Source organism: Corticibacter populi (assembly GCF_004217315.1).
Taxonomy (GTDB): domain Bacteria; phylum Pseudomonadota; class Gammaproteobacteria; order Burkholderiales; family Burkholderiaceae_C; genus Lampropedia; species Lampropedia populi.
The window spans coordinates 91539-117099 of the sequence record NZ_SGWR01000001.1; the positions used below are offsets into that span (position 1 = coordinate 91539).

The following is a 25561-nucleotide window of genomic DNA, read 5'->3' on the forward strand; positions in this document are numbered from 1 at the left end:
AGGAGCTGGCAATGGCTGAATTCAAAGAACTATCCCCCAATGCCTCGTTGTCGGCCAAGACCGTCAACTGGTTCGAGAACCGTTTTCCGACTGCGTTTGCGGCCTACCGCGTCCACATGTCGGAGTACTACGCACCGAAGAATTTCAACTTCTGGTACATCTTCGGCTCGCTGGCCCTGTTGGTGCTGGTGATCCAGATCGTCACCGGCATCTTCCTGGTGATGCACTACAAGCCCGATGCGGAGAAGGCCTTCGCCTCGGTCGAGTACATCATGCGCGACGTGCCCTGGGGCTGGCTGATCCGCTACATGCATTCGACCGGCGCCTCGGCCTTCTTCATCGTGGTCTACCTGCACATGTTCCGCGGGCTGCTCTACGGTTCCTACCGCAAGCCGCGTGAACTGGTGTGGATTTTCGGCTGCGCGATCTTCCTGTGCCTGATGGCCGAGGCCTTCATGGGCTACCTGCTGCCCTGGGGCCAGATGTCCTACTGGGGCGCGCAGGTGATCGTCAACCTGTTCGCGGCCATTCCCGGCATCGGCCCGGACCTGGCGCTGCTGATTCGCGGCGACTATGTGGTCTCGGACGCCACGCTCAACCGCTTCTTCAGCTTCCACGTGATCGCCGTGCCGCTGGTGCTGCTGGGCTTGGTGGTGGCGCATTTGCTGGCGCTGCACGACGTTGGCTCGAACAACCCGGATGGTATCGAGATCAAGGGCAAGGGCCGGCCGGTGGACGACAAGGGGCACCCGCTCGACGGCATTCCGTTCCACCCGTACTACACGGTGCATGACATCTTCGGTGTGGCGGTGTTCCTGTTCGTCTTCTCCGCCGTGGTGTTCTTCGCACCGGAGATGGGCGGTTACTTCCTCGAGTTCAACAACTTCATCCCGGCCGACCCGATGGTCACGCCAGCGCACATTGCGCCAGTGTGGTACTTCACGCCGTTCTATTCGATGCTGCGTGCCATCACCACCGAGATGATGACGGCGGTCTCGCTGGTCGTCGTGCTGGCAGTGGCCTTCATGTGGGTCAAGGCGCGTCTGCCAGTGCTGGCCAAGGTGCTGGTGAGCGCCGCTTGCCTGGTGGCGCTGGTGTTGTTCGGTGCCTTTTCCTTCACCGGCATTGCGGCCCTGGCGGGTATTGACGCCAAGTTCTGGGGCGTGGTGGTGATGGGGGGCGCGGTCATCATTCTGTTCTTCCTGCCCTGGCTCGACTGCAGCGAGGCCCGCTCGATCCGCTACCGCCCGACTTGGCACAAGTACCTGTATGCGGTCTTCGTGGTGAACTTCGTTGTGCTGGCCTACCTGGGTGTGCAGCCGCCGTCGCCGGTTGGCGAGCGCGTCTCGCAGGTCGGCACCTTCTTCTACTTCGGCTTCTTCCTGCTGATGCCCTGGTGGAGCCGGCTGGGCAAGTCCAAGCCCGTTCCCGATCGCGTGACATTCAAGCCGCACTGAAGACCAAGGGTTTTGCCATGATAAAAAGAATTCTCCTCACGCTGATCACCTCGCTGGGCCTGGCCTCGGCGGCCGTGGCCGCCGCCGAAGGCAGCATCGCCTGGGACAAGGCCCCTGTCAACATCAAGGACGAGGCCTCGCTCCAGCATGGCGCCAAGCTGTTCGTCAACTACTGCCTCAGCTGCCACTCGGCCGCGTTCATGCGCTACAACCGCATGCGCGACATCGGCCTGACCGAAGAACAGATCAAGAGCAATCTGATGTTCACCACCGACAATGTGGGCGACACCATGGTCTCGGCCATCAACCCGGAGGAAGCCAAGGAGTGGTTCGGCAAGAATCCACCTGACCTGACGCTGATCGCGCGCTCGCGTGCCGGCTCGGCGGGCTCGGGTGCCGACTACCTCTACACGCTGCTGCGCTCCTACTACCGCGATCCGGCCAAGCCCACCGGCTGGGACAACCTGGCCTACCCGAACATCGGCATGCCGCACATCCTCTGGGAGCTGCAGGGTGAACGTCGTCCGCTCTTCGAGGAGGCGCAGAGCCACGGCGAGACCGTCAAGGTCTTCAAGGGATGGGAACAGGTTTCTCCCGGCCAGCTCAGCGAAGCGGAGTACGATGCGGCCGTGGCCGATCTGGTGACCTTTCTGCAATGGATGGGTGAGCCGGCGCAGTTGACCCGCCAGCGCATCGGCATCTGGGTGCTGGCCTTCCTGCTCATGGCCATTTTCGTGACCTGGCAACTCAACAAGGCCTTCTGGCGGGATGTGAAATAAACCGGCAAGACGCCAATTAAGTGCCCGCTAGGGCGAATTCCCGGGCGGGCATCTTGAAATTGGATGCCCGTTTTTTGTATGATTGGCCGATACAGAGTGGTGGCAACCAGGCGCACCACTCTTTCACTTTTTGAGGAACTCAATCACATGATGGTGCTTTATTCGGGGACAACCTGCCCTTTTTCCCACCGCTGCCGCTTCGTGCTGTTTGAAAAGGGCATGGATTTCGAGATCCGCGATGTCGATCTTTTCAACAAGCCCGAGGAAATCAGCGTCATGAACCCCTATGGCCAGGTGCCCATCCTGGTCGAGCGCGACCTGATCCTGTACGAATCGAACATCATCAACGAATACATCGACGAGCGCTTTCCGCATCCGCAGTTGATGCCGGGCGACCCGGTCGACCGTGCCCGCGTGCGCCTGTTCCTGCTCAACTTCGAGAAGGAATTGTTCGTGCACGTCTCGACCCTCGAGGACGGCGAGGCCAAGGGCAAGGACAAGGCACGTGCCCACATTCGCGACCGCCTGACCCAGCTGGCACCCAATTTCGTCAAGAACAAGTACATGCTGGGCGAGAACTTCTCGATGCTGGACGTGGCGATCGCGCCGCTGTTGTGGCGCCTGGAGCACTATGGCATCGAGCTCAGCCGCAATGCAGCGCCGCTGCTCAAGTATGCCGAACGCCTGTTCTCGCGGCCGGCCTACATCGAGGCGCTGACGCCGTCCGAAAAGGTCATGCGCCGCTGATGCGCGGCCGCGCTGCGGCTGCTGCCCACTTCCAATCCCACCAGGTTGGCCTGCAAGGCCTGCCTGGCATGAAAAGGCCTCTGCATGAACTCCGCGATCCTGCCGTCCACCCAGCCATACCTGCTGCGTGCCCTTCACGAATGGTGCAGCGACAATGGCTTCACGCCCTACCTGGCCGTCAGGGTGGATGAGTCGGTGCAGGTGCCGCGCGAATACGTGCAGAACGGCGAGATCGTCCTCAACATCAGCCACGATGCCACGGTCAACCTGCGGCTTGGTAACGAGGAAATCGAATTCCAGGCGCGTTTTGGCGGCGTGCCGCGGCGCATCATCGTGCCGGTCGGCCGGGTACTGGCCATCTATGCGCGTGAAAACGGGCAGGGCATGGCCTTCGCCGTGCCGCCGGATGGGGCGGGCGCGGCAGCAGCCGACGTGCAGCCGCCCCCTCCGCCATCCTTGGCTGCAGGTGCTGCATCCGACTCGCCGCCCGTGCCGGCATCCCCTGGCGCCGCAACACCCGAGGCATCTGACGCGGCGCCGAAGAAGGCCAGGAACGCCCCGCGCAAGGCGGCTGCGCCCAGGGCAAGCGCACCCAAGGCGGCGCCAATTTTGCATGCCGTCCCGGCCGACTCGGGCTCCGGCGGCGATGATGAGCCGTCCCCGCCAGGGCCGCCTGCTGGCGGCAAGCGGCCGGCATTGCGGCGTGTCAAATGAGGCCCGCCCGATGAGTCCCATCGTGGCTGCCGGCATGACGCGCATGGTGCAGCCCATGTCTCTGACTGTCCCAGGTGCCCGGTGGCGCCTGGTGAGCGAGCGCGGCCTGCCATGCTGAAGATCCTGATTTCCAACGACGATGGCTATCTGGCGCCAGGCATCGTGGCGCTGCACGAGGCGCTGCGGGAAATCGCCGAGGTCGAGGTGGTGGCGCCCGAGCACAACAACAGTGCCAAGTCGAATGCTTTGACGCTGCATTCGCCGCTTTATGTGCGCGAAGGCTACAACGGCTTCCGCTATGTCGATGGCACGCCGGCCGATTGCGTGCACATCGCGCTGACGGGGCTGCTCGACTACCGCCCCGACCTGGTCGTCTCCGGCATCAATAACGGCGCCAACATGGGCGATGACACGCTTTATTCGGGAACGGTGGGCGCGGCCATGGAGGGTTATCTGTTCGGCATCCCGTCGATCGCCTTCTCGCTGGTCGAGAAGGACTGGGCTCATCTGGAATCGGCGGCCCGCGCCGCCGCGGTGCTGGTGTACCAGCTGGCCGAGCAGGACATGATCGGCCAGCGGCCCTGGCTGCTCAACGTCAACATCCCCAACCGGCCCTTTGCCCAGCTCAAGCCGTTGCAATGGTGTCGCCTGGGCCGCCGCCATGCCGCCGAACGGGTGATCAGCCAACAGAACCCACGGGGCGAGACCATGTACTGGATCGGGGCCTCCGGCGCTGCAGAGGACGCCGCCGATGGCACCGATTTCCATGCCACCGAGGCCGGTCACATCGCGGTGACGCCACTGCAGGTCGACATGACCGACTTCGGCCGTCTGGACGAATGGCGCAAGCGTTTTCGGCCGGCCGGATCGCCCGGGCGGCCGGTCGGCTTGCACGACGCGCAGGAGCGGCCGTGACGGAGCGGAAGCCGCGTTTTCCGGCTCAGGTATTGCCTGCCGCAACCCTGCGGGCGCAGGCTGTGCCGGAGCGCCGCGGCGCCGCGCCGGTGGCTGCGGCCGCCAGCCTGGCTGCTGGTGGTGCAGGTGCGGCACTGCGCCGGCCAGCGGCTGCGCAACTCTCGCCCGCCACACTGACGGCGGCGGCTTTCAGCGTTTCGAGCCAGGAAGGCGCCCGCACCCGCATGGTGAGCCGGCTCGCGGCGGCAGGCAATCTGCGCACCCCGGTGCTGGAGGCCATGCGTGCGGTGCCCCGCCATGCCTTCATCGATTCGGCGCTGATCGCCAAGGCCTACGAGGACAACAGCCTGCCGATCGGTTTTGGCCAGACCATCTCCAAGCCAATGGTGGTCGCGCGCATGCTGTCGCTGTTGCTGGAGGCCGGCACGGCTGCCGGTGGTGGCATCGCCGGAAGGGTGCTGGAGATCGGCACCGGTTGCGGCTACCAGGCGGCGCTGCTCAGCCGCATTGCCGCCGAGGTGTATTCGATCGAGCGGGTCAAGGGCCTGCACGAGCGCGCGCGCGACAACCTGCGTCCCTTGCGGGTGGCCAATTTGCACCTGCTGTTCGGCGACGGCATGCAGGGCTATGCGCGTGGCGCTCCCTATGCGGCCATCATTTCGGCGGCCGGTGGCGAGGACATTCCACAGACCTGGATCGACCAGTTGGCCGTGGGCGGACGTATCATCGCGCCCACGCATGCCGACAAGGGCGGACAGGTGCTGGTGGTGGTGGACAAGACGCGCACCGGCATCAAGCGCTTCGCGCTGGAGTCGGTGCATTTTGTTCCATTAAAATCAGGCGTTGATTAAAAGGATTTCAACTATGTTGTTCAATAGACAATGGTTTGGTGTGGGCAGTGTGGTTGCCGCCTGCCTGCTGGCGGCGGGCTGCAGCAGTGTGGGCCTGAACCGCGCTCCGGTGGAGGACCTGAGCCGTCCGGTCGATGCCGCCAGCGGTTCGCCCGCGCCGGCCGGCTACTACACCGTCAAGCCCGGCGACACGCTGATCCGCATCGGCCTGGAGACGGGGCAGAGCTGGCGCGACATTGCTTCCTGGAACCAGTTGGCCAATGCCGACGTGATCGAGGTCGGCCAGGTGCTGCGCATCGCGCCGCCGGGAGCCACGCCGGTGGCCTCCGCGGCACCGGCGGCGCAGGCCCAGCCTGCCGCTGGCGTGGAGGTCAAGCCGATCGGTGGCAGCACGCCGGCAGCGGCGCCTGCGGCCAACGCCCCGATCCCGACCGTGACGGCGTCCACGCCGGCTGCCAACAGCTCCGGCCTGCAGTTCGTCTGGCCGGCCAATGGTCCGCTGTTGGCCGGTTTCAATGAAGCCACCAACAAGGGCTACGACATCGGCGGCAATGCCGGCGATCCGGTGTTTGCCGCCGCCGACGGCCACGTGGTCTATGCCGGTGCCGGCCTGCGCGGCTATGGCAACCTGATCATTCTCAAGCACAATGACCAGTACCTGACCGCCTATGCGCACAACCGCGCGCTGCTGGTCAAGGAGGATCAGAAGGTCTCGCGCGGCCAGAAGATCGCCGAGATGGGCAACACCGATGCCGATCGCGTCAAGCTGCATTTCGAGGTGCGCCGCCAGGGCAAACCGGTCAACCCGGCTGGCTACCTGCCCAAGCGCTGATCTCGGGTATTTTCCGGGCACCTGCAGGGCAGAAGGGATCCGGCCGACTCGGCCGGATCCCTTCTGCCATTTCTGGCAGGCGGCATGCCCATTGAATCTTTCGCCTCTTTCAACCACAGATTCTCTGATCGCTGATTTTTCAATGGGAGTGCCTGTCGCGTGAATGCATTCGAACCGGCCGACGGCGCCGAGGACCCGGCCGGTGCGCTCGGGGAGTGGGTGCGGGTAGCATCCACCGCCAATGCCCGCCTGGCCGGCGGCGGAGGGCCGGATGCGGCGCGTCTGCAGGGCCTGCAAGGGGCTTTGCGCACTGTGCAGGCCATCGATGCCGAGGGTTTGCACTGGCTCGACTGGACGGCGGCCAACCAATCGGCCGATGTCGGCCTGCCAGCAGAGCAGCTGGTCTTTCTCGAAGTCGAGGCGCGCGAAGCCGGGGAGGGCGCCATCGAGCGTCGCGAGATGCAGGTCGTCGCCGACTTGCATGACGTGCGGCTGGACAAGGCGCTGCAGCGGCTGGCGCCCGAGTTCTCGCGCAATTACCTGCAGCAGCTGCTGCGCGACGGCCAGGTCTGGCTCGATGGCCGCAGTGTGCGCAAGCCTGCGACCAAGGTGTCGGTGGGCCAGCATCTGGCACTGAGCCTGCGGCCGACACCGCAGAGCCAGGCTTTCCAGCCCGAGGCGATGCGGCTTGATATCCGCTACGAGGATGCGCACCTGCTGGTGCTCGACAAGCCCGCCGGCCTGGTGGTGCATCCGGCCGCGGGCAACTGGAGCGGTACTCTGCTCAACGGCCTGCTGGCTTACCATCCAGTGTTTGGCCGCCTGCCGCGCGCGGGCATCGTGCACCGGCTCGACAAGGACACCAGCGGGCTGATGGTGGTCGCCAAGAGCATGCCGATGGTGGCCGCGCTGGTCGAGCGTATCGCCAGCCGAGAGGTCAGCCGCCAGTATCTGGCGGTGGTGCATGGCGGTGCACGCACCGTCTGGCCCTGGCAGGCGCCGGGGCAGAGTGTGCGCGTCGATGCGCCGATCGGGCGCGATCCGGCGCACCGCCAGCGCATGGCGGTGGTCGATCTGGAGCGCCACGCCGGCAAGCCCGCGCAGACCGACGTGGCGCTGCTGGCACGCAGTGGCGATTACGCGCTGGTGCATTGCCGTCTGCACACCGGCCGCACGCACCAGATTCGCGTGCACATGCGGCACCTGGGCCTGCCGCTGGTGGGGGATGCGCTGTATGGTGGCGTGGGCCACCAGGCGCTGCAACGCCAGGCCTTGCACGCCTGGCGGCTGGGCTTCGTGCATCCGCACACCGGGCAGGCGCTGGCGCTGCAGACGGCGCTGCCGGCCGATCTGCAGGCCTTGCTGACCGCGTTGAGCCTGCCGATCGAGGCGCTGCCGGCCTGATGGGGTTGGCCGGTTGGGGGTGAGAATAGGCCGCTGCTGCAGCGCATGACCATATGGCGGCAGGGATGTTGACTGAAAATGCGGGGCGGGTGCGCTTCGGCGCTAGAATCGCGCCAGTCGCTTCCGCCGTGCCCTTGGTGCATGCGCAGTGCAGTGTATATGCGGCCATGCCGTGACTCTCGCCCAGTGTCAGCCGATGCATCGTGCCCATGTGGTGGTTGCCCTTTTCCAGTGACCTGGGGTCGCTGGCCGGCACGGCCCCATGCCATCTTGTCCGTGCACCCGCTCCTGTTTGCCCTTTGGCCCGCCTGCCGATGCCGGCCTCCTCTCCAAACCCATGAACGCGCCCGAGACCATTGATCCCATCACCGTGCTGGAGACGGCCTTGCTGTGTGCCAAGGCGCCGCTGGCGTTGCGCGACATGCAGGCCTTGTTCGAGGCGGAGATTGCGCCGGAGCAGCTGGCTCTGTGGCTTGAGGACCTGCGGGGTGACTGGAGCCGGCGCGGCCTGGAACTGGTGCAGGTGGCCTCGGGCTGGCGTTTCCAGAGCCGCCCCGGGGTGCTGCCTTACCTGAGCCGGCTCGAACCCGAGGCCACGCCACGCTACTCCCGCGCGGCGATGGAGATCCTGGCGGTGATTGCCTACAAGCAGCCTGTCACCCGCGGCGATATCGAGGAAGTGCGCGGCGTGGCTGTCAACAGCCTGATCGTCAAGCAACTCGAGGAGCGCGGCTGGATCGAGGTGATCGGTCACCGTGAATCGGTGGGCCGCCCGGCGCTGTTTGCCACCACGCAGCAGTTCCTCGATGATCTGGGGCTGGCTTCGCTGGAGGACCTGCCGGTGATCGAGGCTGTCGGTGAGGCCGCACTTCGGCAAATCGCTTCGCTGGAAGCCGCGCTGTTGCCCGCCGCGGAAGAAGGCGATATGGCGGCCGCCTCATCCGGTGCCGCCGCGTCTGGCAACGAGCCCGCATCTGCATCCGAACCCACGCCGTGAACCCTGTGCCATCTTGCTGACCATGCATGGTCCTGGCCTGTGCGCCAAGGTCCTGTCGCCCCATTTTGAAAGTCCCGAGCACCCCTTATGCAAGAAGAAAACAAACCCGCCGCTTCCGCTCCCGGCAGCGCTGCCGATGTGCCGTCCACCGAGTCTCAGGCGCCCGAGCCAAAGGCTGGCCCACGCCTGCGCCGTGGCCCGGCCGCGCTGCGCAATCGGCTGGCGGGTCGCCAGCCCGGCAAGGCGGGTGGCCAGCGCGGCGGCGATGATGTGCCGCCAGAGGGACGGCCGAGTGGCCGTGCGGCAGGCTCGCGACCAGGCCGCCCGGGCAAGCCATCGACAGACGACGCGGCTATCGAGTCCAGCGAGGGCTATGACTTCGAGGAGGTGGTGGCCGGTGCGTTGGACGTCGATGCCGAGCCCGCGGCGCAGGTCGAGCCACGCGAGCCCCACAAGCGGGTTCTGCAGCCCGATGCCGAACAACCCAAGCTGCACAAGCTGCTGGCGCAGGCGGGCATCGGATCGCGCCTGGAGATGGAGGCACTGATCCAGCAGGGCAAGGTCTCCGTCAACGATGCGCCAGCCCATGTGGGCCAGCGCGTGCAATATGGCGACCAGATCAAGATCAACGGCAAACCCGTGCGCGTGCGCATCGCGCCACCGCCCGTGCGCGTGCTGGCCTACCACAAGGTGGCCGGCGAGATGGTCACGCGCGACGACCCGCAGAATCGCCCGACGGTGTTTCGCAAGCTGCCATACCTGCAGCAGGGCAAGTGGCAGGCGGTCGGTCGGCTTGACATCAACACCGAGGGCCTGCTGCTGCTGACCAATTCGGGGGATCTGGCCAACCGGTTGATGCATCCGCGCTACGGGCTGGAGCGCGAGTACGCGGTGCGGGTGCTCGGCGCACTCTCCGAAGAGGAGAAGGCGCGGCTGCTCGACGGTGTGATGCTCGAGGACGGCGAGGCCGCCTTCAGCAGCATCCAGGACGGCGGTGGCGAGGGCGTCAACCAGTGGTATCGCGTCACCATTTCGGAAGGGCGCAACCGCGAGGTGCGGCGCATGATGGAGGTCGTCGGCCATGCCGTCAGCCGCCTGATCCGCATTCGCTACGGCAGCGTGGTGCTGATGCGCGGGCTGCGCCGCGGCATGTGGCTGGACCTGTCCGAGCGCGACGTGGCGCGGCTGATGGGCGAGGCGGAGATGCCGCCGCCGCCCGTCGCCACCCGGCCCGGCCAACGGCCGGCGCGTGGCGGCGCCGCACCCGCAGCGGGCACGCGTGGTGCGGCGACGCCGCCGCGCAAGGGCGGGCCTGCGCCTTCGGCCCCCGCGGCGGCCGGACGCGCTGGCAAGCCGCGGGGCAGCCAGCCCGATCCGCTGCAGACCTCGATGGGCTACATCGGCCAGGATGGCTTCACGCGCAAGCGCAAGGGCGCAGGCAACGCAGGCAGGGGGCGCAATGCCGGCCCGGGGCGCGGATCCGGTGGTCAGCCGGGGCGGGGCGGCAGGCGCTGACCGCCGGGGTTCTCATGCATCGCTCTTGCGGGCCTTGTCCTGGGGTTGACCCGATACCGGGCGGCTGAAACCCGCATCCTTCCAATTTGCGCCTGACCACTGGCGGTCTGTCACCGATAGACGCTAGAATGGCAGGCTTTTCCTTTCATCGATCCACTTTGGATACCGTTATGGCCATTGAACGCACCCTCTCCATCATCAAGCCCGATGCCGTCGCCAAGAACGTCATCGGCCAGATCATCACCCGTTTCGAATCCGCCGGCCTGAAGGTTGTTGCCGCCCGTCTGGTGCAACTCTCGCGCCAGGAGGCCGAGCAGTTCTATGCCGTGCACAAGGAGCGTCCCTTCTTCAAGGACCTGGTGGACTTCATGATCTCCGGCCCGGTCTTCGTGCAAGCGCTCGAAGGCGAGAACGCCATCCAGAAGAACCGCGACCTGATGGGCGCCACCGACCCGAAGAAGGCCGAGCCAGGCACCATCCGCGCCGACTTCGCCGACAGCATCGATGCCAACGCCGTGCACGGCTCTGACGCCCCCGAAACCGCGCAGGTGGAAGTGGCCTTCTTCTTCCCGGGCCTGAACATCTACTCGCGCTGAGCGTGGCGACCTGCCTCGGGGCGGCCTGCTTGGCGGCCCTGCGGTCGGTGACCATGACGGTCCGTGGGCAATTCTGTGGCGTTAGAATGCCGCAGGTTGCCTTTTCTTTTTTCAGCGCCTGCCCGCCTGGCGGAGCCGGTTGCCGGTGCCGGCCGTGGCGTTGACTGTCAACCATCATTGGCCAACTGCGGCGCGGCGCGTGCCGAGACCGCCGACCCAAGCGCCCCACCATGTCCCTGCCACACACTGAGAAGACCAATCTGCTGGGCCTCGACCATGAGGCCCTGGTGGCGTTCTGTGCGCAGCTTGGCGAGAAGCGTTTTCGAGCCACGCAGCTGTTTCGCTGGGTGCACCAGCGCGGCGTGGCCGATTTCGATGCGATGTCGGACCTGGCCAAGTCGCTGCGCGGCAAACTCAAGGAACGCGCGCTGGTCGAGGCGCTGCCGGTGCTTGCTGAGCAGGTTTCACGCGATGGCACCATCAAGTGGTTGTTCGACGTCGGCGGCGGCAATGCCGTCGAGGCCGTCTTCATCCCCGAGAAGGATCGCGCTACGTTGTGCGTGTCCTCGCAGGCCGGCTGTGCCATCGGCTGCCGTTTCTGCTCGACCGGGCACCAGGGCTTCAGCCGCAATCTCACCAGTGCCGAGATCCTCGGCCAGCTCTGGTATGCCGAGCATGAGCTGCGCAGGCGTTTCGGGCGGGACGAGCGCATCATCAGCAACGTGGTGATGATGGGCATGGGCGAGCCGCTGCAGAACTTCTCGGCGCTGGTGCCGGCGCTGCGCACCATGCTCGATGACCATGGCTATGGCCTCTCGCGCCGTCGCGTGACGGTCTCGACCTCGGGCATCGTGCCGTTCATGGACAAGCTCGCGCAGCAGTGTCCGGTGGCGCTGGCGGTGTCGCTGCATGCGCCGCTCGATCCGCTGCGCGACCAGCTGGTGCCGCTCAATCGGAAATACCCGCTGGAGGAACTGATCGCCGCCTGCCACCGTTATCTGGAACACGCGCCGCGCGACTTCATCACCTTCGAATACTGCATGCTCGCCGGCGTCAATGACCAGCCCGAGCACGCCCGGGCGCTGATCGAACTGCTCAGCGGCCACGGGCAGGGAACCGCCTGGTGCAAGCTCAATCTGATCCCGTTCAATCCGTTTCCCCAGTCCGGTCTGCATTGCTCGAACGCCGACGATGTCCAGGCCTTTGCCCGCCTGCTGACCGATGCCGGCCTGGTGACGACGGTGCGCAAGACCCGCGGCGATGACATCGACGCGGCCTGCGGGCAACTCGCCGGCGAGGTGCAGGACCGTACCCGGGCGGTGATCCGCATGCAAAAGAGCCGCATCGCACCGGCCTCCGCTCCAGCGGCGGCCGAACCCTTGCCCCAGAGCCTGGAGTTGAAAGCATGAAGCAATATCGTTGGTGGCAGTGGCCCGACGCCGTGTCGGGCCTGTCGGTCCTGCAGCGACTGGTGCCGGCCGCGTTGGCCCTGGCTGGCCTGATGGCGCTGGCCGGCTGCCAGACCTCCTACAGCACCAGCACCTCGCAGCTGCCCGCCGGCGTGAGCAGCTCGCCGTCCTCGCCCGTCAGTGCCGATGTGCGCAAGGCGGCGATGACCCGCCTCGAGCTGGCCGGCAATTACCTGGGCATTGGTCGCCTGGATGTGGCTATGGAAGAGGTCAATAACGCCCTTGCGCTTGATCCGGGCTTAGTCGATGCTTACATGGTGCGCGGCATGGTGTTTGCTCAGCGCAGCGATTTCGCCAGTGCCGAGGCCGACTATGCCCGCGTGCTGCGGACCCGTCCGAACGATCCGGATGTGCTGCACAACTATGGCTGGCTCCAGTGCCAGCAGAACAAGTACGAAGCCGGCAACCAGTACTTCGAGCGGGTGCTGGCGACCCCCGGCTATGCCAATTCAGCACGCACGCTGATGGCCAAGGGTCTTTGCCTGCAGGCTGCCGGACGCAATCCCGAGGCCATCGCGGCGCTCGAACGGGCCTACCGGACCGAGCCCGGCAACCCGATCGTCGCCTACAACCTGGCTTACCTGCTCTACCATGCCGGCCGGGTGGCCGATGCGCAGGTGTACCTGCGCCGCCTCAATGCCAGTGAACTGGCCAATGCCGAGACGCTGTGGCTGGGCATCAAGGCCGAGAACGCGCTGGGCAACCAGCTTGGCGTGCGGGAGCTGGGCAGTGTGCTGGGACACAAGTTCCCGCAGTCCAAGGAATATTCTCTGTATGAGCGTGGTGCCTTCTATGAGTGACAAAGAGGACAATGCCGCCGGCGGTGGAGCCGAGGCGGCCAATCTGGCGAAACCATCGCTGGAAACCCTCAATACGCCGGGCGGCTTGCTGCGGCGCTACCGTACCGACCATGGCGTGGGCCTGCAGGAACTCGCCGCGGTGCTCAAGGTGCGGCCCGAAAAGCTCGAGGCCCTTGAGCGCGATGATTACAGCCAGCTGCCTGACATGGTGTTCACCCGGGCGCTGGCGCAAAGCATTTGCCGCTTGCTGGGCTACGATGCCAAGCCGGTGCTGGCGCTGTTCCCGGACGTTGGTGTGCCGCGCCTGACGCGGGATGCCGAGGGGCTGAATCATGCCTTCAAGGCCACGGCGGCGGCTGAGCATTCGCCGTCGATGGAGTCCAGGGGACTGCCTCGGCTGGTGGTGCTGCTCGTGCTGCTGCTGCTGCTGGCGGCTGCGGCGATGTATTTCTGGCCGCGCCTGTCCGGCTATGTCAGCAGTCTGCAAGGCGGGGCGCAGCCCGAAGAAGTGGTGCAAGGCAGTGCGGCCGGCAGTCAAGGCCAAGGTTCGGGCGGCAGCGACGGTCTGTCGAGCCGGCTGATCGTGCCGGCCGCGTTGAGCGGTCAGGATGGTGGCGATGGCCAGGGCGCCGAGCCCACGCCGGCCCAGGCTCCGCTGGAGCCGGAGGACGCCGAGACGGCTGGTGCCGAGACCCCGGCCGATGCCGCCGTTGGCACAGTGCCCCCCGATGTGGCCTCCACCCCGGCGCCGGCTGCGCCGCCGGCCGATACTGTTCACATCATTGCCCGTGAACCGGTCTGGGTGCAGATTCGCGATGGCGCCAATGCGCTGGTGCACCAGAGCACCTTGCCCAAGGGACGTGAGCTCACGGTGAGCAATCCGCCGCCGCTGCGCGTGGAGATCGGCCGCGTCGATGCCGTCGAGGTCCGGGTCAAGGGCGAACCTTTCGACCTGCAGCCATTCGCACGCGGCAATGTGGCGCGTTTCGAGGTGACGCCCTGATGAGCAGCGCATCGCCGCTGGCTGAGGCCGAAGCTCTGGCCGGCGAGCCGCAACCCATTGCCCTGAGTGAACCCAGGGCCCATACCTCCCGGCAGGCGTTGGTACAGTGGGGCGACCGTGTCGTCACCATCGGCGGCGGTGCGCCGGTGCGGATCCAGTCGATGACGAACACCGACACAGAGGCGCCGATCGAGACGGCCATCCAGATCCGCGAATTGGCGCAGGCCGGCTCCGAGCTGGTGCGACTGACTGTCAACACTGTCAAGGCCGCCGAGGCAGTGCCGCATATCCGCGAGCAGCTCGACCGCATGGGCGTCGATGTGCCGCTGGTGGGCGACTTCCATTTCAACGGCCACAAGCTGCTGACCGAGGTGCCTGGCTGTGCCGAGGCGCTCTCCAAGTACCGCATCAATCCCGGCAACGTCGGCAAGGGGGCGCGGCACGACGTGCAGTTCGGCCAGATGATCGATGCTGCGCTGCGCTGGAACAAGCCGGTGCGCATCGGCGTCAACTGGGGCAGCCTGGATCAGGAACTGCTGGCCGCATTGATGGATGCCAACCTGCAGCGCGTGCGTCCCTGGGATTCGCGCCAGGTGATGTACGAGGCGCTGATCGCCTCGGCCATCGGCTCGGCGCAGAAGGCCGAGAAGCTGGGCATGCCGGGCCACCAGATCATCCTCTCGTGCAAGGTCAGTGCGGTCCAGGACCTGATTGCCGTCTATCGCGAGCTGGCGCGGCGCTGCGACTACCCGTTGCATCTGGGCCTGACCGAGGCCGGCATGGGTGCCAAGGGCACGGTGGCCTCGGCAGCGGCGCTGTCCATCCTGCTGCAAGAAGGCATTGGCGACACCATCCGCGTTTCGCTCACGCCTCAGCCGGGCGAGGCGCGCACGCAGGAGGTGGTGGTGGCCTCCGAGATCCTGCAGGCGCTGGGCCTGCGCGTCTTCGTGCCCAGTGTGACGGCCTGCCCTGGCTGCGGGCGCACCACCAGCACGCTGTTCCAGGAACTGGCCAAGCAGATCGACGACTTCCTGCGCGCGCAGATGCCGGTCTGGCGGGCCCGCTATCCGGGCGTCGAGGCGATGAAGGTCGCGGTGATGGGCTGCATCGTCAACGGCCCCGGCGAGAGCAAGCATGCCGACATCGGCATCAGCCTGCCGGGCAATGGCGAGTCGCCCTCGGCGCCGGTCTTCATCGACGGCGAGAAAGTCATGATGCTCAAGGGCGACGATATCGCGCAGCAATTCCACCGCATCGTCAGCGACTATGTCGAGCGCCGCTACGGCACGGCCAAGTCCGGCTGAGCGCCGCGCCACACCACGCCGCGGGCAGCGTCCATGGCGCATCCTGACATCCCCTTACCGACCCTCCCTTCCGAAGACAAACTTGCGAGAGAAAAAACGTCCGTGAGCGATACCGAAAATCGGCCGGCCGCCAGTGCCGCCGGCAACAAAGGCAGCAGTCAGACCTGCAACCCGGGCAACAGCTTCAAGCCCATTCACGCCGTCCGCGGCATGAACGACATCCTGCCGCCGGAGTCGGCGCGCTGGGAGTGGCTGGAACATCAGGTCCGAGAGCTGATGCACGCCTTTGCCTACCGCAACATCCGCACGCCGGTGCTGGAGCACACCGGCCTTTTCGTGCGCGGCCTGGGCGAGGTGACCGACATCGTCGAGAAGGAGATGTATTCCTTCCAGGACCGCTCCGACAAGTACGGCGACAACGACCACCTCAGCCTGCGTCCCGAGAACACCGCGGGCGTGGTGCGCGCCGTCTCCGAGCACTCGATGCTGTATGACGGCGGCAAGCGTCTCTACTACATGGCGCCGATGTTCCGGCGCGAACGCCCGCAGCGCGGCCGCTACCGCCAGTTCCACCAGATCGGCGCCGAGGCGCTGGGCTTTGCCGGCCCGGAGGTCGATGCCGAACTGATCCTGATGGCGCATGAGCTCTGGCGCGTGCTGGGCATCCGCGACGTCAGCCTGCAGCTCAACAGCCTGGGCCAGCCGGCCGAGCGCCAGCAGCATCGTGCGGCGCTGATCACCTACTTCGAGCAGCACCAGGACCAGCTCGACGAGGACGCGCGCCGGCGCCTCTACAGCAATCCGCTGCGCATTCTCGACACCAAGAATCCGCAGATGCAGGCACTGGTCGAGGCCGCGCCCCGGCTGATGGACTATCTGGGCGAGGCGTCGCTGCGGCATTTTGAACAGGTGCAGGCCATTTTGCGCGCCAATGGCGTGAGCTGGACCATCAACCCGCGCCTGGTGCGTGGCCTCGATTACTACAACCTGACGGTGTTCGAATTCGTCACCGAGTCGCTGGGCTCGCAGGGCACCATCTGCGGCGGCGGCCGCTACGACTACCTGATCGAGCAGATCGGCGGCAAGCCGGCACCGGCAGTGGGCTGGGCCATCGGGGTCGAGCGTGTGCTGGAACTGCTCAAGGAGCAGGCCATTGCCACGCCCGAGCAGGTGCCGCACGCTTATGCCATCGTGCCCGATGCGGCCAGCCTGCCGCAGGTCATGGCGACGCTGGCACAACTGCGCCGCCTGGGCGTGCAGGTGCAGATGCACACCAGTGCCGACTCCAGCCAGGGCATGGGCAGCTTCAAGTCGCAGTTCAAGCGCGCCGATGGCTGTGGTGCCGCGCATGCGCTGATCTTCGGTGCGGAGGAGCTGGCGCGCGGTGAGGTCGCCATCAAGTCGCTGCGCGATGGCGCCGGCGCCCAGAGCACGCATGCGCTGGCCGATCCGGAGGGCCTGGCCGCACGGCTACAATCGCAGGCTTGACCGCACGGTGCCGGCCCCGGGCCGCAGCGCCGGTGCGCGGGGGCGGCAGGCCCGCCGCGCACCACAACGGCAGTAGCACCAACACCAGCCCACCACCGCGCCGCGGCGGTAGGCACAGGCAACGAACGAGAGCGCGCTTCGTACCACACCGGGATGATCCGGGCGGGGCGGGCGCAGACGAAGGCACCTATGGCACAGCATTACGATTTACAAGAGCAGGAACAACTGGCCACGATCAAGCATTTCTGGCAGCGCTGGGGCACCTTGCTGAGCACGGTGGTGGTGCTGTTGTTTGCCGCGTTCGCCGGCTTCAACGGCTATCAGTACTGGAAGGCGCGCCAATCCGGCGCGGCAGCGGTGCTGTTCGACCAGGTGCAACTGGCCACCGTGCAGAACCAGCGCGACGCTGCGCTGCAAAGCCTGGACGTGCTGCAAAAGAGCTACGGCAAGACCGTGCAGGCCGGCCAGGCATCGTTGCTGGCGGGCAAGTACCTGGCCGATCAGCAGGACTGGGCGGCGGCGGCGCAGGCCTTCGAATGGGTGCGGGCCAATGCCGGTGACCCTGGCTTCAAGGCGCTGGCGGCGCTGCACCAGTCTGCTGTGCAGATCGAGCAGCAGCAATGGGATGCGGCGCTCGCCACCCTCGACGGTTATGCCTTCCCGGCGGAGTTCCGGGGACTCAAGGAGGACCGCCGTGGCGACGTCCTGCAGCAGCAGGGCAAGACCGAGCAGGCCATTGCGGCCTACAACGCGGCCTATGAGGCGCTGGATGCGTGGTCGCCGTACCGCGTAGTGGTCGAGAGCAAGCTCAATGCCCTGGGACAGCAGCCCAAGGCACGGCCGGCCGGCGCCGCCGGGGCCTGATCGCATCAACGAATTTTCAGTGAAGGATTGCATCGTGCCCATGCCAAGCGAAAAGTTCACCCCAGCCCGGCGCAGCGCCATCCGTGCGGCCGTTCGCCTGCTGGCAGCCGGTGCCGTGGCGGTCGGCCTGTCGGCCTGTTCGCTGTTCTCGAGCAACAAGACACCCGAGCCCAAGCCACTCGAACCCAATGTGGCCTTGTTTGCCGTCAGCCAGGTCTGGACCCACCAGATCGGCGCGCTCGGAGACATCCGCCTGACGCCGCTGGTGCGCGACGCCGATGTGACGCTGGCCACCGGCAATGGCACGGTGGTCGGCCTGCATGGCATCACCGGCGAGGAACTCTGGCGCGTCAACCTCGGCGAGCGGCTCACCGCCGGCGTGGGCGGCGATGGCCGCACCTATGCCGTGGTTTCGGTCCAGAACGAGGTGATCGCCCTGCGCGATGGCCAGGAACTCTGGCGCCATCGCCTGCCGGCGCGCTCGTACACGGCACCGCTGGTGGCTGGCGGCCGGGTCTTCGTGCTGACCGCCGACCGCTCGGTGCTGGCCCTGGATGCGGACAATGGCGCGCAGATCTGGTTGCGCGAGAACAATGACGAGGCGCTGGCGCTGCAGCAGTCGATCCTGATGACGGCGGTGCGCGATACGCTGGTGGTCGGCTACTCCGGGCGCATGGTTGGCCTCAATCCCGACTCCGGTTCGATCCGCTGGGAGGCGCCGTTGGCCATCCCGCGCGGCACCAATGACATCGAGCGGCTGGTCGATCTGGTTGGCAGCTTCTCGCGTGAAGGCGAAAACCTGTGCGCTCAGGCCTTCCAGACCGCGATCGGCTGCGTCGACGCGCGCTCGGGCGGCACGCGCTGGACGCAGCGCCTCAATGGCGCCGTGGGCGTTGGCGGCAATGCGGATGCGGTCTTCAGCGTCGAGACCAATGGCCGCCTGCAGGCCTGGCAGCGCGGCGATGGCAAGAACCTCTGGCTGAGCGATCGCCTGCAGTACCGCCGGCTGAGCGCGCCCCTGGTGCTGGGCCGCGCCGTGGTGGTGGGTGATTCCACCGGTCTGCTGCATTTGCTCGAGACCAGTGATGGCTCGCCGCTCAATCGCTTCCAGACCAACAGCTCCGGCATCTCCGTTGCCCCGTTCCATGCGGGCAACACCCTGATCGCGGTCACCAATAATGGTGCCGTCTACGGCTTCCGTCCCGACTGAGGGATTTCGGCAGCCCATCGAAAGCAGCATCCATGATCCCGGTCATCGCCCTGGTGGGGCGCCCCAATGTGGGCAAGTCCACCCTGTTCAACCGCCTCACGCGCACGCGCGAGGCCATCGTGGCCGATTTTTCCGGGCTCACCCGTGACCGCCATTACGGCACCGCCAAGCTGGGCAAGCGCCAGTTCATCGTGGTCGATACCGGGGGCCTCGAGGACAGCGCCGAGGGCGCGATTTTCGAGAAGATGGCCAGCCAGACGCTGCAGGCCATTGCCGAGGCCGATCTGGTGCTCTTCATGGTGGACGCGCGTGCCGGCCTCTCGGCACAGGACCAGGAAATCGGCCGCTACCTGCGCAAGATCGGCAAGCGCACGCTGATCATCGCCAACAAGGCCGAAGGCATGAAGGACAGCCTGCACCTCGCCGAGTTCTACGAACTGGGCCTGGGCGAGGTGTATGCGGTCTCGGCCGCTCATGGACAGGGCGTGCGCGAATTGCTGGAACTGGCCGCAGCTGAGCTGCCCGCCGTTCCGGAGCCCGATGCCGATGCCGAGGAAGACGAGGACCAGCCGATTCGCATTGCTGTGGCAGGGCGCCCCAATGCGGGCAAATCGACGCTGATCAACGCCTGGCTGGGTGAGGAGCGGCTGGTCACCTTCGATATGCCAGGTACCACGCGGGATGCGATCCGCGTGCCTTTCGAGAAAAATGGCCGGCGCTACGAGTTGATTGATACCGCAGGGCTGCGCCGCAAGGGCAAGGTGTTCGAGTCGATCGAGAAGTTCTCGGTGGTCAAGACCCTGCAGGCCATCGAAGGCGCGCACGTGGTGGTGCTGGTGCTCGACGGCACGCAGGGCGTGACCGACCAGGACGCACACATCGCCGGCTACGCGCTGGAGTCGGGCCGCGCGGTGGTGGTGGCCATCAACAAATGGGATGCGCTCGACCGCTACCAGCGCGAGCAGCTGGCGCGCTCGCTGGAACTGCGGCTGGCCTTCATGCGTTTTGCGCCCGTCAAGCACATCTCGGCGCTGCGGCGCCAGGGCCTGGAGCCACTCTGGAAGGCCATGGGCGCGGCCTACGACGCAGCCACCCGCAAGATGCCGACGGCCAAGCTCACGCGCCTGCTGCAGGAGGCCGTGCAGTACCAGGCGCCGCGCAAGAGCGGCATGTTCCGCCCGAAGCCGCGCTATGCCCACCAAGGGGGGATGAACCCGCCGGTGATCGTGATCCACGGCAATTCGCTCGACCACGTCGGCCACGCCTACCAGCGCTTTCTCGAAGGGTGGTTCCGCAAGGCCTTCAAGCTCGATGGCACACCGCTGCGCATCGAGTTCCGCACCTCCGACAATCCCTATTCGCACAAGGATTGAAGGTGTCGCGGCCGGTCCGCCTGGAGTTCGGCTGCCACGCATCGCAGTGCCCGGGACGGAAAATTCGTCCATCCATTGCATAAGGTTTTCCCGGGGGGGCGCGCGGCTGTGTTAAGGTTGCGCGCTTCTGAACAACAATACGCAACACGGAGTTATATCGTGAGCAACAAAGGCCAACTGCTGCAGGATCCGTTTCTCAATGCCCTGCGGCGTGAACACATCCCCGTCTCCATCTATCTCGTCAACGGCATCAAGCTGCAGGGGCAGATCGAGTCCTTCGACCAGTACGTGGTGCTGCTGCGCAATACCGTCACGCAAATGGTCTACAAGCACGCCATTTCCACCATCGTGCCGGCCCGCCCGGTCAACTTTGCCACTGCGGGTGCAGAGTCCCAAGGGGACAAGCCCGCCGAGTGATATCGTGCCAGCCGGTTGGCGGACGGCCGGGATGGCCGGCGCCATACCGGCTTTTTCATGGGGGCAAGGCCTCGTTCATGCCGGAGCCCCGCGCCGGCCGGCTTCTTCTCGGCGCAGTCGTGCCCTCCTGTATTGCTTCCGCACAGTTCACTGTTGCAAGCCGGGCGCCGCATGCCGCGTGACGACATGCGATTGGTCTTGCCGATCGCGCATCATTCTCACCCCTCTCTACCGTTCACCTCGACTTCGCATTGACTTACACGACCGACTCCGTCTCGACTGAACCCGCTCCGGTATTGTTGGTGGGCGTGGATTTCGGCCATGCCCATTTCGACCATGAACTCGAGGAGTTAGGCCTGCTGGCGGAGACCGCCGGCCTGCAACCGGTCGAGCGGATCATCGTCAAGCGGAAGGTGCCGGACCCGGCGCTCTTCATCGGTAGCGGCAAGGTCGAGGAGATCGCGGCGCTGGTGCAAGGCCATGGCGCCAGCGAAGTGATCTTCGATCAGGCGCTCAGTCCCGCGCAGCAGCGCAACCTGGAGCGCGAACTGAAGGTGGCGGTTTACGACCGCACTTTCCTGATCCTGGAGATCTTCGCCCAGCGCGCACGCAGCCACGAGGGCAAGCTGCAGGTGGAACTGGCGCGGCTGCAATACCTCAGCACCCGCCTGGTGCGGCGCTGGTCCCACTTGGAGCGCCAGCGCGGCGGCATCGGCGCGCGCGGCGGCCCTGGCGAGACGCAGATCGAGCTGGACCGCCGCATGATCGGCGACGCCATCAAGCGTGTGCGCGAGCGCCTCGTGAAGGTGAAGAAGCAGCGCGGCACGCAGCGCCGCCAGCGCCAGCGCAACCAGGTGTTCAACATCTCGCTGGTGGGCTACACCAACGCGGGCAAGTCCTCGCTCTTCAATGCGCTGGTCAAGGCGCGGGCCTATTCGGCCGACCAGCTCTTCGCCACGCTGGATACGACGACGCGGCAGATGTACCTGCAGGAGGCCGGCACCATGGTGTCGCTCTCGGATACGGTGGGCTTCATCCGCGATCTGCCGCACGGGCTGGTCGAAGCCTTCCAGGCCACGCTGCAGGAGGCCGTCGATGCCGATCTGCTGCTGCATGTGGTCGATGCCGCCAATCCGAATTTCCCGGAGCAGATAGGGCAGGTCATGCGGGTGCTCGAGGAGATCGACGCCGCGCAGATCCCGCAGGTGCTGGTGTTCAACAAGATCGACAAGCTCGATGACCAGCAACGTCCGCTGCGCCAGCTCGATCACATGGAAGTCCAAGGGCGGCAGCTGCCACGCGTCTTCATCAGCGCGCAAAGCGGCGAAGGGCTTGACGCCCTGCGCCAGTTCCTCGCCCAATGGGTGCTCGAGCACCGACAATTACCTGACGCAGAACCTCAAATTAGCCCCGAAATATCCGACTAGGCCGTGAGTTGGGCACAATCGGGCCTGCTGCCCGGCCCGCATCCGCCTGCCCGGCTCCTGGGGGAATACATTCCATCGACACCGACATCGACAGACGAGACAAAGCGAATGACTGCTTCCACACATGGCCGGGCCATGACGCGTTTCCTGCAAGGCCTGCGCGCCTTGTTCAACCTCAATGATCCGGGGTGGGGGCGCGATGCCGGCACACGTCCGGGCTCCGGCAACGATCAGGATCAGGGCAGCGATGCCGGCAAGCCGCCGCAGCCGCCCGCGAATCCGCCCGAACCCGAGCGCAGGCCTGCGGCGCCGCAACAGCGACCCCAGGAGGGCCAGAACCCGCCCGATCTGGATGAGCTCTGGGGAGACCTCAACCGCAAGCTCTCGAACATGTTCGGCGGCAAGGGCGGTGGCCGGGGCCAGCGGCCGCCCGGGGGGGGCAATCGCGGCGGCTTTCCCGGTGGCATTCGTCCGCCGGCGCTCAGCGGCGGGCTGATCGGTCTGGTCGCCGGCATTCTGCTGGCGCTGTGGCTGGCCTCGGGCTTCTTCATCGTGCAGGAAGGCTACCAGGCGGTGGTCACGCGCTTCGGCAAGTTCGACCGTACCGTCAGCGCCGGCCTGAACTACCGCTTTCCGGCGCCGATCGAGCGCCACGAGTCGGTGCTGGTCACGCAGATCCAGTCGGTGGACATCGGCAATGACCGCATCATCCAGGAAACCGGCCTGAACCACTACGCCATGCTCACCGAGGACGAGAACATCGTCGAAGTGCGCTTTGCCGTGCAGTACCGCCTGAGCGATGCGCGCGCCTGGCTGTTCGAGACGCAGGATCCGCGCCTGGCCGTCATCACGGCGGCCGAGACGGCGGTGCGCGAGGTGGTCGGCAAGATGAAGATGGACAACGTGCTCGCTGGCGAGCGCGACCAGATCGCACCGCGCGTGCGTGAGCTGATGCAGGTCATCCTCGACCGCTACAAGGTGGGTGTCGAGGTGGTGGCCATCAACATGCAGCAAAGTGGCGTGCGCCCGCCCGAGCAGGTGCGTGACGCCTTCGACGACGTGCTGCGCGCCGACCAGGAGCGCGAGCGGGCCAAGAACGAGGCCGAGGCCTATGCCAACAACGTGATCCCGCGCGCCGTCGGCGAGGCCTCGCGGATCCGCGAGGAAGCGCTGGCCTACAAGGATCGGGTGCTGGCTCAGGCCGAAGGCGATTCCGAGCGTTTCGATGCCGTGTACGTGGAATACCAGAAAGCCCCGGTCGTCACGCGCGAGCGTCTGTACCTGGAGACCATGGAAGAGGTCTATCGCAACAGCAATAAGGTATTGGTCGACTCGAACAATGGTTCCAGCCTGATGTACCTTCCACTGGACAAGCTGCTGGAGCAGTCGGGCGGCGCCCGCACACCAGCGGTGCAAAACAACCCGGCCGGTGGCAATGCCGCCGCGGCCAGCCAGGCCGCGCAAAGCCAGCAAGGCAGCACCACCAGCACGGGCACCAGCGACAGCAGCGGTTTGCGCCGTCCCAGCCGCGACGGGCGCTAATCGGACAAGAGGGAAAGAGACATGAACCGTACCGGATTTTGGACCGTGCTGCTGCTGATCGTCTTGGCAGTGGTCAGTTCCTTGATGTTCGTGGTGGACCAGCGCAAGTTTGGCGTGGTCTACCAGCTCAGTGAGATCAAGCGCGTGGTCGACCAGCCAGGACTGCATTTCAAGTTCCTGCCGGCGCCGCTGCAGACCGTGAGCTACCTCGACAAGCGCCTTCTGATGCTGGAAAGCCAGGTCACCGAGCCTTCGCTGACGGCTGAGAAGCAATGGGTGGTGATCGACTGGTATGTGCGCTGGCGCATCGTCGAGCCGTCGACCTATATCCGCAACGTCGGCCGCACCGAGGCCGCTGGCGCGGCGCAACTGAGCCGCGTGGTGCGCAGCGCTTTCCAGGAGGAGGTCAACCGCCGCACCGTGCGCGAGCTGCTCTCGGAGAAGCGCGAGTCGCTGATGGCCGACGTCAAGCAGAAGCTGCAGGACAGCGTCACCGGTGGTGCGCGGCCCTGGGGCATCGAGATCGCCGATGTCCGCATCACCCGCGTCGACTACTCCAAGGCCATCACCGAGTCGGTCTTCACCCGCATGAAGGCCGAGCGTACTCGCGTGGCCAATGAACTGCGCGCCACCGGCCATGCCGAGGGCGAGCGCATTCGCGCCGATGCCGATCGCCAGCGCACCGTGACACTGGCCAATGCCTACAAGGAGTCGCAACAGATCCGCGCCGAGGGTGACAGCGCCTCCAACCGCGTCTATGCGCAGGCTTATGGCCGCGACCCGCAGTTCGCACAGTTCTATCGCAGCCTCGAGGCCTATCGCAACAGCCTGGGACTCAGCGGCGACCTGATGGTGCTCGACCCGTCCAGTTCCGAGTTCTTCAAGGCCATGCGCGGCAGCGGCGTGGCGCCCTGAGAGCCGTTCGCAGCGCTGCGTTCGCAAATGCCGGCCCAGCGCCGGCATTTTGCTGTGCGCTGCCATGGCATTGCGGCCGTCTCGGCCATCTCGGCCATCTCGGCCATTAGTGCGACTATCGGGCATGGGCCTGGCGGGGCACCCGGCAGCGCCGCCGCGCGCGCTCCCGACCGGGACTGCTTGGCTATACTGGACGGCATGCATATGGCAGGCCGGCTGTCTGGCCGGCGTGACACACCCCAAGTTTATTCAGGAGTTCGACATGAGCATTCATTCCATTCCCACGCGGCTGGTCCGTTTGAGCGCACTGGCCGTGTTGCTGGCTGCTGGGGCCGGTCATGCGTCCGGCGAATCGCTGAGCGAGCGGCTCAAGGCGCGGGCCGGCAGCGAGTTGGCCGGTACGTCCTCCGGGACCAGCAGTTCGACGGCAGCACCGCAGCGCAGCAATGGTGCTGCCAGTCAGGCGCTGAAGGGACTGACGGGGCAGAGCAGCAGCGGCAGTGCCGCGACCACCACGCAGCCGGCCGGTGGTGCCGCATCGCTGCTGGGCGGCGGCACGGCTGGCGCGCTCGGCGGCAGCGCATTGGGGGCTTCGGCGCTGGGCGGACTCGGTCTGCCCAGCCTGGCCGGCGGCTCCGCGGGCAATGTTGCCGGCGTGCTCGAATACTGTGTCAAGAACAACTATCTGAAGCAGGCCAACGCCAGTGCCATCAAGGACCGGCTGCTTGGCAAGGCCGGCCTGTCCAGCACCCAGCCCGAGCAGGACGGCGGCTACGCCAGTGGCCTCGGTGGCGTTCTGTCGGGCGGTGACGGCAAGAGCTTCAACCTCAGCAGCATCCAGGACAATGTCAAGGAAAAGGCTTGCGACTACGTGCTGGAGAACGCGTCCTCGCTGCTTTGACCCATTGGCTTTTGGGGCGTGGGATGCGCTCCATGCGCCGT

24 protein-coding genes are annotated in these 25561 nt (G+C 66.1%); all 24 read left to right on the forward strand.

The window, feature by feature from the left end; genetic code table 11:
• Positions 1-11: 11 nt before the first annotated feature.
• Positions 12-1457 (forward strand): cytochrome b, encoded by a 1446-nt coding sequence (locus EV687_RS00430; protein WP_122225928.1) that lies wholly within the window; start codon positions 12-14, stop codon positions 1455-1457.
• Positions 1458-1477: 20 nt separating this feature from the next.
• A complete protein-coding gene (locus EV687_RS00435) occupies positions 1478-2236 on the forward strand; it encodes a cytochrome c1 (protein ID WP_122227046.1) in 759 nt (252 codons plus the stop codon).
• Positions 2237-2383: 147 nt separating this feature from the next.
• A complete protein-coding gene (locus EV687_RS00440; RefSeq protein ID WP_122225929.1) occupies positions 2384-2983 on the forward strand; it encodes a glutathione S-transferase N-terminal domain-containing protein in 600 nt (199 codons plus the stop codon).
• Between the two features lie 84 nt (positions 2984-3067).
• A complete protein-coding gene (locus EV687_RS00445) occupies positions 3068-3697 on the forward strand; it encodes a ClpXP protease specificity-enhancing factor (RefSeq protein WP_122225930.1) in 630 nt (209 codons plus the stop codon).
• A gap of 114 nt (positions 3698-3811) precedes the next feature.
• Positions 3812-4612 carry a 5'/3'-nucleotidase SurE gene (surE, locus tag EV687_RS00450; RefSeq protein ID WP_122227048.1) on the forward strand — a complete coding sequence of 267 codons (801 nt, stop codon included), beginning with the start codon at positions 3812-3814 and terminating at the stop codon, positions 4610-4612.
• Positions 4609-5463, forward strand: coding sequence for a protein-L-isoaspartate(D-aspartate) O-methyltransferase (locus EV687_RS00455; protein WP_423201054.1), 855 nt, complete (start codon positions 4609-4611; stop codon positions 5461-5463). Before surE ends, EV687_RS00455 begins: the two co-directional genes overlap by 4 nt.
• Positions 5464-5476: 13 nt before the next feature.
• Positions 5477-6295 (forward strand): peptidoglycan DD-metalloendopeptidase family protein, encoded by an 819-nt coding sequence (locus tag EV687_RS00460; protein ID WP_122225932.1) that lies wholly within the window; start codon positions 5477-5479, stop codon positions 6293-6295.
• A 159-nt stretch (positions 6296-6454) separates the two neighbouring features.
• Positions 6455-7699 carry an RluA family pseudouridine synthase gene (locus EV687_RS00465; protein ID WP_423201055.1) on the forward strand — a complete coding sequence of 415 codons (1245 nt, stop codon included), beginning with the start codon at positions 6455-6457 and terminating at the stop codon, positions 7697-7699.
• Positions 7700-8036: 337 nt separating this feature from the next.
• Positions 8037-8696, forward strand: coding sequence for an SMC-Scp complex subunit ScpB (gene scpB, locus EV687_RS00470; RefSeq protein WP_122227053.1), 660 nt, complete (start codon positions 8037-8039; stop codon positions 8694-8696).
• Between the two features lie 87 nt (positions 8697-8783).
• Positions 8784-10211: a pseudouridine synthase gene (locus tag EV687_RS00475; RefSeq protein WP_122225933.1), complete on the forward strand. Its 1428-nt coding sequence runs from the start codon at positions 8784-8786 to the stop codon at positions 10209-10211.
• Between the two features lie 170 nt (positions 10212-10381).
• Positions 10382-10807, forward strand: coding sequence for a nucleoside-diphosphate kinase (ndk, locus tag EV687_RS00480; RefSeq protein WP_122225934.1), 426 nt, complete (start codon positions 10382-10384; stop codon positions 10805-10807).
• A gap of 230 nt (positions 10808-11037) precedes the next feature.
• Entirely contained in the window at positions 11038-12216 is a 1179-nt protein-coding gene (gene rlmN, locus EV687_RS00485) for a dual-specificity RNA methyltransferase RlmN (protein ID WP_122225935.1), read from the forward strand.
• Complete coding sequence (gene pilW / locus EV687_RS00490) at positions 12213-13076, forward strand: type IV pilus biogenesis/stability protein PilW (protein ID WP_122225936.1); 864 nt, start codon at positions 12213-12215, stop codon at positions 13074-13076. The genes rlmN and pilW overlap by 4 nt, the downstream gene beginning before the upstream one ends.
• Positions 13069-14079 (forward strand): helix-turn-helix domain-containing protein, encoded by a 1011-nt coding sequence (locus EV687_RS00495; RefSeq protein WP_162846500.1) that lies wholly within the window; start codon positions 13069-13071, stop codon positions 14077-14079. Before pilW ends, EV687_RS00495 begins: the two co-directional genes overlap by 8 nt.
• Complete coding sequence (gene ispG / locus EV687_RS00500; RefSeq protein WP_122225937.1) at positions 14079-15383, forward strand: flavodoxin-dependent (E)-4-hydroxy-3-methylbut-2-enyl-diphosphate synthase; 1305 nt, start codon at positions 14079-14081, stop codon at positions 15381-15383. The genes EV687_RS00495 and ispG overlap by 1 nt, the downstream gene beginning before the upstream one ends.
• 210 nt (positions 15384-15593) lie before the next feature.
• Positions 15594-16871: a histidine--tRNA ligase gene (hisS, locus tag EV687_RS00505; protein ID WP_242612492.1), complete on the forward strand. Its 1278-nt coding sequence runs from the start codon at positions 15594-15596 to the stop codon at positions 16869-16871.
• Positions 16872-17060: 189 nt separating this feature from the next.
• Complete coding sequence (locus EV687_RS00510; RefSeq protein WP_162846501.1) at positions 17061-17735, forward strand: YfgM family protein; 675 nt, start codon at positions 17061-17063, stop codon at positions 17733-17735.
• 40 nt (positions 17736-17775) lie between these two features.
• Positions 17776-18945: an outer membrane protein assembly factor BamB gene (gene bamB / locus EV687_RS00515; protein WP_122227057.1), complete on the forward strand. Its 1170-nt coding sequence runs from the start codon at positions 17776-17778 to the stop codon at positions 18943-18945.
• Positions 18946-18977: 32 nt separating this feature from the next.
• Positions 18978-20318, forward strand: a complete 1341-nt coding sequence (der, locus tag EV687_RS00520) for a ribosome biogenesis GTPase Der (protein ID WP_122225940.1) — start codon at positions 18978-18980, stop codon at positions 20316-20318.
• Between the two features lie 159 nt (positions 20319-20477).
• The gene (hfq, locus tag EV687_RS00525; RefSeq protein ID WP_122225941.1) at positions 20478-20735 is read left to right on the forward strand and encodes an RNA chaperone Hfq; all 258 of its coding nucleotides are present in this window, start codon (positions 20478-20480) and stop codon (positions 20733-20735) included.
• Positions 20736-20986: 251 nt separating this feature from the next.
• Positions 20987-22162: a GTPase HflX gene (hflX, locus tag EV687_RS00530; RefSeq protein ID WP_242612401.1), complete on the forward strand. Its 1176-nt coding sequence runs from the start codon at positions 20987-20989 to the stop codon at positions 22160-22162.
• 108 nt (positions 22163-22270) lie between these two features.
• Positions 22271-23704, forward strand: coding sequence for an FtsH protease activity modulator HflK (gene hflK, locus EV687_RS00535; RefSeq protein ID WP_122225943.1), 1434 nt, complete (start codon positions 22271-22273; stop codon positions 23702-23704).
• A gap of 21 nt (positions 23705-23725) precedes the next feature.
• Positions 23726-24619 (forward strand): protease modulator HflC, encoded by an 894-nt coding sequence (hflC, locus tag EV687_RS00540; protein WP_122225944.1) that lies wholly within the window; start codon positions 23726-23728, stop codon positions 24617-24619.
• Positions 24620-24881: 262 nt separating this feature from the next.
• A complete protein-coding gene (locus tag EV687_RS00545) occupies positions 24882-25520 on the forward strand; it encodes a DUF2501 domain-containing protein (RefSeq protein WP_122225945.1) in 639 nt (212 codons plus the stop codon).
• The last annotated feature ends 41 nt before the right edge of the window (positions 25521-25561 follow it).